We start from the raw sequence: 13,059 nt of genomic DNA on the forward strand, positions 1-13,059 counted from the left end.
AGCTTGTGGATTACGCCTTCATCCACGGCTGCGTAGAGGCTGCCGTCCGGCCCCTGCACCACGGACCGGAAACGACCGGCGGCCGAGGGGAAAGACAGCGTCTCGACTTCCGCAGAGGTGCAGTCCTCCGACAGGTTAATAACGTCGATGCGCTGCCCGGTTGGTGTGCCGCCAAAGCCGATACCCATGATGCCGACCACCATACGGCCGTTCCAGGCACCCCATTGATCGCCCTCCAGGAAAGCAGCGGAGCCCGTGCCCTGAGACAGCCCGTTGTTGTTCCACGCCGGCTTCATAGCGTCAGGGTAAGCTGCGAGGTCCGTCATCGACATGAACTTCGCCCGTTCTTTCGGATCCACGCCTTCCATCTGATTCGGCATGTAGCCGCAATAGCCGTCAGGGCAGTCGCCGCGGCCCGCAGTATTGGGGCGTGGGTCCCAGCCCCCATTGCCCCCGTTCACAAGACATGTGATTTCGTCCGAGTGCCAAGGACCATGTTCGGCCGTAACCGGCTGGTTCGTCCCGGGGCGGAAAGCGATCCCTTGGGGATTGCGGTGACCGTAGGTGTAGACCCGGGGATCAAAGCCTTCAGGTGCCTTGTTGCCCTCCGCTGCTTTGCCGTCTCGATCGATCCGAAGCACGTTACCGCCGATCTTCGTCGGAGACTGCGGCACCTCACCGTTATGCGTATCGCCAGTTGTCACGTAGAGGTACCCGTCGCCTGGGTTCCAACGAAGACGACCGCCGTTGTGCGCACCGGGGCCACCGAAGGGATGATTGGTCGCTTTCGGCTTGTACTGAATATCATCAACGATATCGGTCCGGTCGCCCACGTTGCTGAAGTCGTCGTTGACTGTCAGGCGCAGCACGCGATTCACACCAGGCGCAGGATTGCTCGACGTCGAGTACACGTAGATCGTTCGGTTCTCGTCGAATTTGGGGTCAACCGCGACGCCTTGCATCCCGGCTTGCCCCTCACAAAAGAGGTCGTCTCCCGTGCTGGCATAACCATCGCTGCCTTTTATGCCCAACAGCTTATTCACGTCGCCTGATGGGAGCCGAACCGAAAGGCCCTTGCACTTCTCGGTGAAAAACATCGTCCCATCCGGCAGGAAGGCCATATCCCACGGGAGTGCCAGACCTTCGAGCACTTTGCTGTGCTCCAGTTTCGGCGCGTCGGCAGCGGACGCAGTTGAAAGCGGCATGGCGATTGCCGCCGCCGCGCAGACCGACCAAAAAACATGTCGATACATTAGTATTCCTCCCATTTTACTTACTTGATTATTTATTCCAGCATCGAGCCGGACTGGCACGTTATACGAATAAGCGGTCGAAGAGCACCACTTTTCGCGCAAGCATTGTTCTCGTGTGCAACGAAGAATCAAGCATTTCGGGTCTAGTTGACGAATTCTCATCCGCGCTGGACGGTAAATCTGTATCAAATGACGCCGTGAACTCGCCCCTCAGCGCGAATGCGGCCCCTTAAGACGCTGAGTTCAATCCGCAAACGGATTTCTCGGCCGGCGAGCTCGCGAAGCGTCGGCCAAGGCTTCTGTAGAGCTTGCGCTTGTGAAAAAAGTAGGCCAGCCGTCCCATAATCACGATGGTGATAAATTTCGACACGAAGGGCGTCGCCCCGAGCGGGCCAGCAATGCCCACTTTGAGCCTTGGCTACAGATCGTGGGCATAACCAGCGGGACAATCGGCCAGGCTACCTAGGCTCCTACGAGAGCGACCGCGCCGAGCGTGAAGCGCCAACCGACCTGTTTGGCGGAGAATTCTGGTTACGAGGCGGCGATCACCATCTCCTCAGCGGGGTCCCTTGGCTGTGAGACCCATCGTCCCAATCAGTGCCCAGCTTGAAGGGTGCATGTTCAAGATCCCGACTTCCATCATCTCGGCCATCCCCAACGCAACGGCCACCTTGTCCTGAGCGCGTTACCGGCGAAACGCGGCGATTCTGGGCTTCCGGCAACGAGAGTGCCCCCGCAGTCACCTGCCTTTTGGCGTTGCCACTAGCCAGGCAGGATCGAACCATCTGTCGGCCTCGCCATCATATGGGAGCCTATTGATGTCCCAATGACGGATATACGGCGCATAGACGTCCCAAACGGCCGGGCCACCTCCGACGTACACGACACGGTCCAAAAACCAGCCAAACACTTCCTCAGGATGATGAATGGAGCGGACTTCAACGATTGTTCGCTCTTTGTAGGCGTAGTCCGGAAACGCCGAGATGGTTTTTGGTCCTGCGATTACGACGTGACCGCGCGTCACATCGAAGAATCTCGCAACGTCGGCGACATACTCGCGGTCCTTATTGCCTTCCCATGGCATCTCACCATTCAGGCCCAGCTGTCCCCTCTGCCCTATGGCAATGATCGCACGTATGTCAGCCACGAAGCGCCTCCATCCAATTCGGCCTCTCTTTTATCCACGGATGGCTCTTCGGCAAAGAATGGTGCAAGAGAGCTTGTTGAAACAAGACCGCGTATGAAGCACAGCGCCGGCCGCGACGGCGCCGAACGGCAGAACATAATGGCGCCTCGCCTCGTCTCAAATCCCTATCAGAACCAGGTCGTCAAAGCGATTGGGCTGATGGTCCTGGCGACGCTCTGCCTCACCGTGCTCGACACAACCGTCAAGTACCTTACCGACACACACGGCGTGCCCGTCGCGCAGGTCGTCTGGATGCGCTTTGTGTGCCATGTCTTCTTCAGCGCATTGGTCTTGTGGCCATTCGCTCTACGACCTTCGTTGCGATCCGCAAAGCCAGGCATCCAATTCGTCCGCTCGTGCCTGATGATCCTGACAACAGCGCTCAACTTCATCGCACTGACATACCTGCAGCTCGATCAGAATATCGCGATCTTCTTCTTAACGCCGCTCCTGGTCGCCGCCCTATCCGGTCCACTTCTCGGAGAGTGGGTCGGGTGGCACCGCGCTGCGGCGATCTTTGCAGGCTTCGTTGGTGTGCTGGTAGTGATGCACCCCGGCATTGGCGAAGTCCACTGGGCCATGCTCTTCACCTTGGGCGCCACGTTCGGCTACGCGCTTTTCACCATTGCTACGCGCTACCTCGCGGCGTTTGACCCCCCAGCCGTGACTCAGACCTACACACCGCTCGTTGGCGTACTGATCATGGCTCCGTTTGGCCTGATGAGTTGGCAAATGCCGGAGCATTGGTGGATCTGGTTGCTCTTCGCGACGCTGGGCTTCTGGGGAGGCCTCGGACACTGGTTCATAATTCTCGCGCACCGGTTGGCGCCGGCCGGCATCTTGGCGCCTTACATCTACCTCGGCCTAGTTTGGATGTCGGCTTTCGGATTTATCGTTTTCGGCGATGTCCCCTCCTGGTGGACCATCGCGGGAGCCACGATCGTCATTCTGGCCGGTCTATACCTGCTTGCTCGGGAACGTATCGCGGAGGAGCGTGCGCGAAAGAAGAAGACGACCCTCCGCGTTGACACCGAATTCGAACCGCCGAAATCGAACTAAACGTCCCGCTCTGACTGAGCATAACGGCAGTGCATCTCGTCTACGAACTCGGCAAGCGTGCTGTTTGCAATCGCGTCGCGTGTCCGCGCCATGAGCTCTTGGTAAAACTGGACGTTGGCGTAGCTCAAAAGCATGGCGCCAAGTATCTCGCCCGTCTTGACCAAGTGGTGGAGGTACGCGCGAGAATACTGCGCCGCCGCGCAGGCACTTTGCGCATCCAAGGGGCTGTTGTCCTCTGCGTATTGCGCGTTCCGAAGATTGAGGCGTCCGCCCCATGTGAATGCTTGGCCGTGCCGGCCCGAGCGGGTCGGCATCACACAGTCGAACATGTCTACACCCCGGGAGACTGCGCCCAGTATGTCGAGCGGTGTGCCCACGCCCATCAGATAGCGAGGCTTGTCCTCTGGCAGATGTGGCGTCGTCATCTCCAACGTGTCGAACATTACCCGCTGACCCTCACCGACCGCGAGACCGCCGATGGCATAACCGGGAAAACCTATGCCGACGAGCGTCTTCGCCGAATCTTCGCGCAGGTCCGGATAGACGCTGCCCTGAACAATTCCAAACAAGGCCTGCCCGTCCGCACTCATAGTCTCGAACGCCATCTTCGACCGCTCGGCCCAGCGCATGGATAAATCCAACGAGACGCGGGCCTCTTCACGGCTACAGGGGAATGGCGTACACTCATCGAGCACCATCTGAATGTCGGCCCCCAGCAGGCACTGCACTTCTACGGCGCGTTCGGGCGTCAGGACAGCGGCTGTTCCATCCAGATGTGAGTGGAACGTGACAGCTTCTTCGGTAATCTTGCGGATTTTGGCGAGCGACATGACCTGATAGCCGCCACTGTCGGTGAGAATAGGCTTGTCCCACCGCATGAAGCTGTGAAGCCCGCCCAGCTTGGCGATCCGCTCAGCCCCCGGACGCAGCATCAGATGGTAGGTGTTCCCCAACAGGATGTCTGCGCCCGCCGCTGCAACATCCTCCGTGAACATAGCTTTGACTGTGGCTTGCGTGCCGACTGGCATGAAGGCCGGCGTGCGAATACGGCCGCGCTGCGTTTCGATGATCCCGGTACGGGCATTCCCGTCCGTGACACTCACAACGAAAGAAAAAGGTGCCGTCACGCGGAGACCTTCGGCGTCAACAAACACGCATCGCCGTAGGAGTAGAATCGATACCGTTCGGCGATCGCGTGGCTGTAAGCCTCCTTCATCGTATCAAGTCCGCTGAACGCGCTGACGAGCATGAACAGCGTTGACCGCGGTAAATGAAAATTCGTCAGCAGCCGGTCAACATATCGGAAGCGATATCCGGGGGTGATGAAGATGCTCGTCTCACCGCGGAAAGGCTTTAGCGTCCCGAATTCGTCTGAGGCACTCTCGAGCAGCCGCAAACTCGTCGTCCCAACGGCGATGACCCGATTCCCGCGTGACTTGACAGCGTTGAGGGCAAACGCGGTTTCAGTAGAGATCTCGCCATACTCCGCATGCATCTCGTGGTCGTCTGTATCTTCCGTGCGGACGGGCAAAAAGGTCCCTGCCCCCACATGAAGCGTCACGAAATAAGCGGCAATACCTAGTTCTTCTAAGGTTTGGATCAGTCTCGGCGAGAAGTGCAATCCGGCTGTAGGCGCGGCGACTGCGCCCTCCTCGCGTGCAAAAGTCGTCTGATAGTCCGTCCTATCCTGATCGTCCGGCGCGCGCCGCGCAGCAATATAGGGCGGAAGCGGCATCGCCCCGTCGGCGTCAATAGCATCCCTGAGTTTCCGGCCCGAGAGCTCAAACGCCAAAATCACCTCGCCATCCGCCCCCTTAGCCTCGACGGTTGCATCGAGAACGACGGGCTTGTCGTCGTCGACGCCAAATCGGATACAGTCGCCCTGCTCCAGACGCTTTCCGGGCTTCGCTAAAGCCCGCCAGCGGTGATCGTCTAACTCTTCGATAAGAGTGGCTGAGATTTGCACGGCTGAGTCGCCGCGAACTCGTACGCCCTTAAGAGCGGCGGGGATTACGCGTGTGTCGTTAAGCACAAGCGCATCGCCCGGCTCAAGCAACAGGGGCAAATCCAACATGTGCTTGTCAACCAGGGCTTCCGTTTCGCCAGGCTGCACGACCAATAGCCGAGCCGCGTCGCGCGGATGCGCGGGCCGCAGCGCGATCAGGCCGTCGGGCAATTCGAAGTCGAAAAAGTCTGTACGCACAGAACCCCCGTCGGGGCTAGAGCATTCGAACCATGAGCGCGCCGACCAAAACCAGCAGCACGCCCGAAACCCGCCCAACGCTGAGTTCCCGCTGAACGAGATCGAAAAGACCAAAGCGGTCGAGCAAAAGCGCGGCCGCCAATTGGCCTGCGATCGCGAGAGACATCAGCGCGGCAACACCAATTTTGGGCGCGAGCATCAGATTGACCAGCACGTAGACGGCTCCTAGAAGTCCGCCCCCGACCATCATGTAAAGCGGGATGGACCGCAGTGCACCAAAATCGGTACTCCCGCGTGCAAACACCACTACGACTATAGCAAGGACCGTGGTGCCAACGCAGAAGGACCAGAACGCGGCCGAGAGGGGATGGCCAAGCCGCGCTGCAAGTTCGGCGTTGATTGGGCCTTGCATGGCAATCATGCCCCCAGTGAAGAGAGCCACCAGCGTTAGCATTACTGCGGTGCCTGACATGGAGGTGCTCTCCTTGAGCTTTCCGTCTCGCCGGTCGATCATCCGGTGGTATCGGCAGCCACCTTGACCGAGACGATTTTGTCGGGGTTTGCGGGAGGCTCGCCGCGGTTGATCTGATCGACGTTCTCCATGCCTTCGATCACACGGCCCCAGACAGTATACTTCCGGTCAAGAAACGTGGCGTCGTCGAAACAGATGAAAAACTGACTGTCCGCTGAGTCCGGCGACTGAGCCCGTGCCATCGATACTGCGCCACGTGTGTGGGGCTCCGCGTTGAATTCTGCCGCGAGTTTTTGGCCCGAGCCGCCGGCACCCGTTCCGGTCGGATCACCGGTCTGGGCCATAAAGCCCTCTATGACCCGATGGAATGGGACGCCGTCATAGAAACCCTGCCGGGCTAGTTCCTTTATGCGTGCAACATGATTGGGAGCAAGGTCTGGGCGCATTTCCACCACCACGTTGCCCTTGCTCGTTTCGATAATGAGTGTGTCTTCAGGATTGGCCACTTGTCAGGCTCCTTGTATTGGGCGTTTCGTTGTGAGAACTGCGACCTACTATTCGATGGTCGCCTTCTTAATGAAGTCGAGCTTGGGAAACTGCGTAACAAGATAGGCGTTCCCCTGCATCTTGATCAGGCCCTGGTTGGGACCATTCCCTCGAGGAGCGCCTTCGCCGTAGCCGTTATAGAGTGAGTCGACAACGTCCATGCCGGAGACCACTTTTCCGAACGGTGCAAAGCCCTGGCTGTTGAGGCCGGCGTTGTTGTTGAAGTTGATAAAGACTTGGGTCGTGCGCGTGTTCGGACCTGCCGTCGCGAATGTTAGGGTACCCCGAGCGTTGGACTCTCGTACCGGATCGTCCGGGATTGTTGCATTGCTCCAAGCGGCGGAGACGTCGGGATTTCCACTAATGCCGAACTGGACCATGAAACCATCGATCACGCGAAAGAAGCGGGCATCGTTATAAAAACCAGCCTTTACGAGGTTGTAGAACCGATCGGCCCCGTTGGGCGCCCAGTCGCGGGTTACCTGAACGACGAAGGTCCCCTTCGAGGTTTCGAATTTCGCCTTATAGCTATCTGGCGCGCGCGCGTTGAGAGACGCGGGGTCGCCGAGACTTGCCGCCATCGCTGGGGAATGGGCCATTGTGGCTGCGAACAGCAAGGTCCACGCAAAAAGGACGGTAGTCCTGAAGGTCATGGAAGTTTCCTCTTTGGTTGGTCTCCATCGGAAAAGACGATTGATTATCGTGCTAGCTTGCGCGCGAGAGCTTCGTTGACCAGCTCCGGAACGAACGGCGATACATCTCCGCCCATTGCCGCAATCTGGCGGACGAGACTTGCTGCGATATGGCGTGTCCCGGGTGATGCGGCAAGAAAAACGGTTTCGATCTCGGGTGCAAGAGCCGCATTCATACCTGCCATCTGCATTTCATAGTCGAAGTCCCCTGCGTCACGCAGACCGCGAAAAACGACTGTGGCCCCGGCGGTCTTGGCCGTCTCGACTGTGAGCCCGTCATAAACCACAACGTCGAGTTCGATGCCAAGTTCACTCGCGACAGGCTCAAGAGCCGCCCGGGCGAGAGCTATTCGCTCCTCATCCGTGAAGAATGGGCCTTTGCTGTGATGCGCACCAATGGCGATAACAAGCCGGTCTACGAGTTGAGCGGCGCGCCGCACGATGTCGACATGCCCAAGCGTAACCGGATCGAAACTCCCTGGATAAAGACCGATGCGCATGCCTCTCACGCTCCTATTTTCCGCGCGCAGCGTTCAGTAGGCGTGGCGCCATAAACTCTGCGAGCCACTTCTATCCGTGGCAAGGCCATGTCGGCAAGGCCGCAGCGCCTCAACTTGAGCATGAATGAAAAGGGGCCCGGCGTGTCACCGGGCCCCAAAAGTTTTTAATCGCTAGGGAAAATTGCTACTTCAGCTCTTCATAAGCTGCGGTGGTGCCGTGGCCGCCCAGCAAATCGCTTAAGTTGAAGCGATAGCCGAAGCCTGCCGAAACGATCAGCGGATCGAGGTCCACATCAGCGGTGATACCGGTGCCGCCAAATCGTCCGTTCATGCCGAGCCAAGTCTTTTTGACATCGGCGTTGATATACCAGCCCTCACCGACGGCGATGTCGAGGCCGCCCTGTAGGGTGAAGCCAAAGCCATCGTCGAGGGCAAAGCTCGTGCCTGGACCTAGCTTGCTGGATTCATCGAAGAAGTGGATGTACTGGACGCCGGCACCAACGTAGGGCTTAAAGGTGCCGTCTGGATTGAAGTGATACTGTGCTGTTAGAGCTGGAGGAAAGATCCAGGTGTCGCCCAGTTTGACTCCGTTGAGGACGCCCGTCCCCTCAACCTCGTGCTTTGCGAAGCAGCAGAACAGCTCGACTGCCCAGTGGTCGTTGAAAAAATATGTCAGCGTCGTAGCCGGGACAACCTCATCGCTCACATCGGCGCCAGCGCCCGGAATGCGTGTGCCATTGAGTTTCACTGTGGCGTCCGCATCGGGAAGCACACCGGTCACCACGCCACGGATCATGAAATCGCCGTGCTTGTCCCCAGCTTTGGCCTCTTGCGGATCGCCAGCGAGCAACACAGATATGGCGAGCCCAGCCGCTAGAGTGCTCAGGATTTTTTTCATCACGTCCCCCACTTAGCTGCGGCCGTCACAGATTGGCAGCGCTTCTTTTTTGGTACTTTACTTTCTGTGACGGTTCGTTGGAACGTACCAGTGCAGATCGACTCCATTTGCTGACCAATATCAGAAAAGGGATGCTCTTAGGACCCTGTTGCTGCCGTGCCACAGCTCTTCTTGATCCAAGTCAACAAGTTGGCCGCGACGCAGAATGGCGCCGAGCGACCTTTCCGGCTAACCGGTTGATCGGCGTCAATGTCCGAATCTTCAGGCCTTGCAATAAGTGGTTGGAGAACGGGCAGTGGTCGCACTGCCTTGCAGAGGATCCACTTGACGACAGACAGTTTGAAAGTTCCGGGCTCACCTACGCCTGTAGACGGCTGGCGCCGGCCGGAATGGCCGGCCACGCTTCCCTTGCAGCTCGCAGAACGTGGAACGCTGGTGCAAACACGCCCCGGTCAGCCGCTACCGCTGTCTTTGGGAGGCGAAGAAACCGTCTTCGTTGTCCGGACAGCCACACTCCTCTTCCGGTTGTCTCTCGCGGAGAATCTTCGGCAGGGTGTTGCGCTGCTATACCTTGGCGACGTGTTTCGTTCTGCCTTTGCCCCGGCGGGGCCCGCCGCGCAACTGATCTCGCTAACTTCCGGGGAAATCCTCCGGTACCGGCACGGCGCATTCTCCAAGATCATGTCGACAGATCCTGAGGCAAGGAGCTACTTCGACCAGGCCGTCGCACGCCAGACAGCACGTCAGGCTATTCATCTGACGGCAGTTGGCCAGCTCGACAGTTCGCAACGGCTCGTCACATTCTTGGTTGAGCTCGCCACACAAATTGGTGTTCCCGCATCGGAAGGCCGCGTTGTTTTCGAGATGCCTCTGAGCCGAAGTGAGGTCGCCGAGTATTTGGGACTCAATGCCGACACGCTCTCGCGCATCATGTCGAGGCTGCGCAGTCAAGGCCTGCTCACGCAGCCTGATCGTCAGACCATTTTCGTCCGGGATTTGAAGGCTCTCGCCGCCCTCTCGCCCGCCTCGGCCCCGTTGCTTGCTCTGCCGCGGATGACGAGCAAGCCGATCAACGCGCAGTAATCTACTCGCGGGGTTCTCCCGCTTCGGGGTCCGACGGCTCGTCGTCATCGCCATTGCTGGTCTCGTCGGGAATATGCTCAACCGAGACGACACGCTCGTCTGCGGCCGTGTCGAAGATAATGACGCCTTGTGTTGATCGACCGACGACCGAGATGCCGTCCACGGGTACACGGATCAACTGACCCCTATCCGTGACGAGCATGAGCTGGTCACTGTCGTCCGCCGGGAAGGAAGCGACCAGCTTTCCGTTCCGCTCATTCACGATCATGCCAATGATGCCTTTACCGCCGCGGCCCGAAACGCGGTACTCGTAGGCGCTAGACCGTTTCCCGTAACCGTTCTCGGATATCGTCAGAACCATCTGTTCATGGGCGCTGAGCTCCGCATAGCGCTCCGGACTGATGGCCACGTCCTCGGCGCCCTCAATCTCTTGCTCCATGTCCGGCTCCTGCTCGCCACCCCTGCGGACCATGTTGGCCTGACGCACATAGGCCGCGCGCTCAGCTGCATCCGCCTCCACGTGCGTAAGGATGGCCATGGAGATCACAGCGTCGTCCTTGCCAAGATTGATACCCCTGACACCAGATGACTGGCGGCCTTTGAACACCCGCACGTCGGTGACCGGAAAACGAATGGCCTGACCGTCACGCGAGTTGAGCAACACATCCTGCTGCTCATTGCAGACTTCGACGCCAATAATGCGATCCCCCTCATCGAGCTTCATCGCAATCTTGCCGTTCTGACGAACCTCGATGAAGTCGGACAGCTTGTTGCGGCGGACCCCGCCATCGTTAGTCGCGAACATCACGTCAAGCTTCTCCCAAGACGCTTCGTCTTCTGGAAGCGGCAGGATCGTGGTGATGATCTCGTCCTTGCCGAGCGGCAATAGGTTGATCAGCGCCTTGCCGCGTGCTTGCGGGGCAGCCTGGGGCAACCGCCAGACCTTCATCTTGTAGACCATACCGCGCGACGAGAAGAACAAGACAGGCGTATGGGTATTCGCAACAAATAGCCGACTGACGAAATCTTCGTCGCGGGTGGCCATTCCCGCGCGCCCTTTTCCGCCCCGACGCTGTGCACGGTAAGCGGTCAGAGGAACGCGTTTGATATAACCCTTATGGGACACGGTCACGACCATGTCCTCACGCTGAATGAGATCTTCGTCCTCGACCTCACCCATCATTTCAGTAATTTCAGTTCGCCGTGGTGTGCCGAACTGTTCTTTCAGTTCGGTCAACTCGCTCTTGACGATGCCGACAATCCGGGACCGTGATCGCAAAATTTCGAGATAGTCGGAAATCTGGGCACCAAGCCCTTTTAGCTCATCGCCGATCTCGTCTCTTCCAAGAGCCGTCAACCGCTGCAACCGGAGGTCCAGAATTGCCTTTGCCTGCTCCTCGGACAGCTTGTACGTCCCTTGCGAAGAGACTTTGTGCCTTGGGTCCGCGATCAACTCCACGAGAGGCGCCACATCTTTGGCTGGCCAGTCCCGCTCCATCAATTGCGCGCGTGCAGTTGCCGGGTCAGGTGCCTTGCGAATAAGTACAATCACCTCGTCGATGTTCGCGACAGCAATCGCGAGCCCAACAAGCACGTGAGCACGCTCACGTGCCTTCCTAAGAAGATACTTAATCCGCCGCCCGACAACCTCCTCGCGGAAGTCGGTGAATGCGCGGATCATGTCTTTGAGATTTAGGACTTCAGGCCGGCCGCCGTTCAGCGCGACAATGTTGCAGCCAAATGTACTCTGTAAGGGCGAGAAGCGATAAAGCTGATTACGCACAACGTCAGCCATAGCTTCTCGCTTGAGCTCGATGACAACGCGCATGCCTTGGCGATCGCTCTCATCTCGAATGTCGGAGATGCCCTCGATCTTCTTATCGCGCACAAGCTCCGCGATCTTCTCGACCATCGAAGCCTTGTTCACCTGATAGGGAATCTCGGTAACGATCAGAGCTTCGCGATCCTTGCGGACTTCTTCGACGTGAACGCGGCCGCGCATAATCACCGACCCGCGTCCTTTATGATAGGCGGAGCGGATGCCTTGACGACCGAGGATGAGTCCGCCTGTCGGAAAATCCGGACCCGGAACAATGTCGATCAACTGGTCGATTTCAATGGCGGGATTGTCGAGATACTCGATACAGGCATCGCAGACCTCAACGAGATTGTGCGGCGGAATGTTTGTGGCCATGCCGACCGCAATACCGCCAGCGCCGTTGACGAGTAGGTTTGGGAACTTGGCCGGCAGAACCACTGGCTCCTGCTCGCGACCATCGTAGTTCGGCTGAAAGTCGACCGTGTCGTTCTCGAGGTCGTCCAGTAATGCCATTGCGGGCTTTGCAAGGCGCACTTCAGTGTACCGTTCAGCCGCCGGAGGATCGCCGTCGATGGAGCCAAAATTTCCCTGTCCATCCAGAAGGGGTAACCGCATGGAAAAGTCCTGCGCCAACCTGACCAGCGCGTCGTAAATCGCCTGGTTGCCGTGCGGATGATACTTACCCATCGTATCGCCAGTGACGCGCGCGGATTTGTTGTAGGGCCGATCCGGCGTGTAGTTGTTTTCGCGCATCGAATAGAGAATGCGCCTGTGCACGGGTTTGAGACCATCACGCGCATCGGGAAGCGCCCGCGACACAATCACGCTCATGGCGTAGTCGAGATAGGAGCGCTTCATCTCATCGATGAGCGAAATTGGTCTAATGTCGGAGGACGGCTCCTCGACGCCTTCGTCTTCTTCGTCAGCCAAGGACGGAAATGCCTTCTAAAGTCTATTGATGAACGCGCGTCCGAGCGCGCCAAAGCATCGGCAGCGCCGGGTCTTGGAATGCGTTCGCAGAGCTGAATCTATAGCTGATTTCGGCGCATTCCCGCAACATCTTAGCCTGCCATGTTGGCGTTATTTTACTCAGATATTACAGGGTCTTGAATGATAGTTCTGTGGATGGAAACGGCATCGAATCCAACGACAGGTCCAAAGACCGATTTTGTACGTAAGACACAGTGATTCTTATGTGCTGAGCTTGTCAGTTTTGCGTGCCAGCAAGCTGTGAAAGTCAGACCAAGGCGAACGGCACTATCCCTTTTCAGCGTTGCAGCGACGCCCACGGCTGCCGTCCAGATACGTCCATGCCGGCCACTCTTAGCTGTGGTAAGGAGCGTATTCT

At 58.2% G+C, this 13,059-nt stretch carries 12 protein-coding genes; 2 read left to right on the plus strand and 10 right to left on the minus strand.

Annotation, left to right across the window (positions count from 1 at the left end; all coding sequences use genetic code 11):
• Together AC33YF_RS10280 and AC33YF_RS10285 are read right to left on the minus strand one after the other, a co-directional pair.
• Positions 1-1,253: PQQ-dependent sugar dehydrogenase (locus AC33YF_RS10280; RefSeq protein WP_491777114.1), on the minus strand; the 1,253-nt coding region annotated here is incomplete at its 3' end.
• 739 nt (positions 1,254-1,992) lie between these two features.
• The gene (locus tag AC33YF_RS10285; RefSeq protein ID WP_491777115.1) at positions 1,993-2,400 is read right to left on the minus strand and encodes a dihydrofolate reductase family protein; all 408 of its coding nucleotides are present in this window, start codon (positions 2,398-2,400) and stop codon (positions 1,993-1,995) included.
• A gap of 93 nt (positions 2,401-2,493) precedes the next feature.
• On the opposite strand from AC33YF_RS10285, the gene AC33YF_RS10290 reads away from it, so the two are divergent.
• Positions 2,494-3,498, plus strand: a complete 1,005-nt coding sequence (locus AC33YF_RS10290; RefSeq protein ID WP_491777116.1) for a DMT family transporter — start codon at positions 2,494-2,496, stop codon at positions 3,496-3,498.
• On the opposite strand, the gene tgt is transcribed toward AC33YF_RS10290, so the two are convergent.
• The 7 genes from tgt to AC33YF_RS10325 form a co-directional block, all read right to left on the minus strand.
• Positions 3,495-4,625, minus strand: coding sequence for a tRNA guanosine(34) transglycosylase Tgt (gene tgt, locus AC33YF_RS10295; protein ID WP_491777117.1), 1,131 nt, complete (start codon positions 4,623-4,625; stop codon positions 3,495-3,497). The two genes, AC33YF_RS10290 and tgt, sit on opposite strands and share 4 nt — an antisense overlap.
• Complete coding sequence (gene queA, locus AC33YF_RS10300; protein ID WP_491777118.1) at positions 4,622-5,701, minus strand: tRNA preQ1(34) S-adenosylmethionine ribosyltransferase-isomerase QueA; 1,080 nt, start codon at positions 5,699-5,701, stop codon at positions 4,622-4,624. Before queA ends, tgt begins: the two co-directional genes overlap by 4 nt.
• Positions 5,702-5,717: 16 nt before the next feature.
• Positions 5,718-6,173: a DMT family transporter gene (locus AC33YF_RS10305; protein WP_491777119.1), complete on the minus strand. Its 456-nt coding sequence runs from the start codon at positions 6,171-6,173 to the stop codon at positions 5,718-5,720.
• Between the two features lie 38 nt (positions 6,174-6,211).
• Positions 6,212-6,679 (minus strand): peptidylprolyl isomerase, encoded by a 468-nt coding sequence (locus AC33YF_RS10310; protein WP_491777120.1) that lies wholly within the window; start codon positions 6,677-6,679, stop codon positions 6,212-6,214.
• 48 nt (positions 6,680-6,727) lie between these two features.
• Positions 6,728-7,372 (minus strand): peptidylprolyl isomerase, encoded by a 645-nt coding sequence (locus AC33YF_RS10315; protein WP_491777121.1) that lies wholly within the window; start codon positions 7,370-7,372, stop codon positions 6,728-6,730.
• A gap of 44 nt (positions 7,373-7,416) precedes the next feature.
• A complete protein-coding gene (coaD, locus tag AC33YF_RS10320; RefSeq protein WP_491777122.1) occupies positions 7,417-7,911 on the minus strand; it encodes a pantetheine-phosphate adenylyltransferase in 495 nt (164 codons plus the stop codon).
• A 184-nt stretch (positions 7,912-8,095) separates the two neighbouring features.
• On the minus strand, positions 8,096-8,809 hold the full coding sequence (locus AC33YF_RS10325) for an OmpW/AlkL family protein (RefSeq protein ID WP_491777123.1): 714 nt from the start codon (positions 8,807-8,809) through the stop codon (positions 8,096-8,098).
• 324 nt (positions 8,810-9,133) lie between these two features.
• On the opposite strand from AC33YF_RS10325, the gene AC33YF_RS10330 reads away from it, so the two are divergent.
• Positions 9,134-9,892: a Crp/Fnr family transcriptional regulator gene (locus tag AC33YF_RS10330; RefSeq protein ID WP_491777124.1), complete on the plus strand. Its 759-nt coding sequence runs from the start codon at positions 9,134-9,136 to the stop codon at positions 9,890-9,892.
• A 1-nt stretch (position 9,893) separates the two neighbouring features.
• Here the strand turns inward: AC33YF_RS10330 and gyrA are convergent, their stop codons facing one another.
• Positions 9,894-12,641 (minus strand): DNA gyrase subunit A, encoded by a 2,748-nt coding sequence (gyrA, locus tag AC33YF_RS10335; protein WP_491777125.1) that lies wholly within the window; start codon positions 12,639-12,641, stop codon positions 9,894-9,896.
• Positions 12,642-13,059 lie beyond the last annotated feature (418 nt).

The sequence above is a fragment of the Methyloceanibacter sp. genome (assembly GCF_058506495.1).

What these genes read in the sequence shown, in the direction of transcription:
- AC33YF_RS10315 (WP_491777121.1), bottom strand. Translation starts at nt 7,372, where the DNA reads ATGACCTTCAGGACTACCGTCCTTTTTGCGTGGACCTTGCTGTTCGCA.
- AC33YF_RS10290 (WP_491777116.1), top strand. Translation starts at nt 2,494, where the DNA reads ATGAAGCACAGCGCCGGCCGCGACGGCGCCGAACGGCAGAACATAATG.
- coaD (WP_491777122.1), bottom strand. Translation starts at nt 7,911, where the DNA reads ATGCGCATCGGTCTTTATCCAGGGAGTTTCGATCCGGTTACGCTTGGG.
- AC33YF_RS10305 (WP_491777119.1), bottom strand. Translation starts at nt 6,173, where the DNA reads ATGTCAGGCACCGCAGTAATGCTAACGCTGGTGGCTCTCTTCACTGGG.
- AC33YF_RS10325 (WP_491777123.1), bottom strand. Translation starts at nt 8,809, where the DNA reads ATGAAAAAAATCCTGAGCACTCTAGCGGCTGGGCTCGCCATATCTGTG.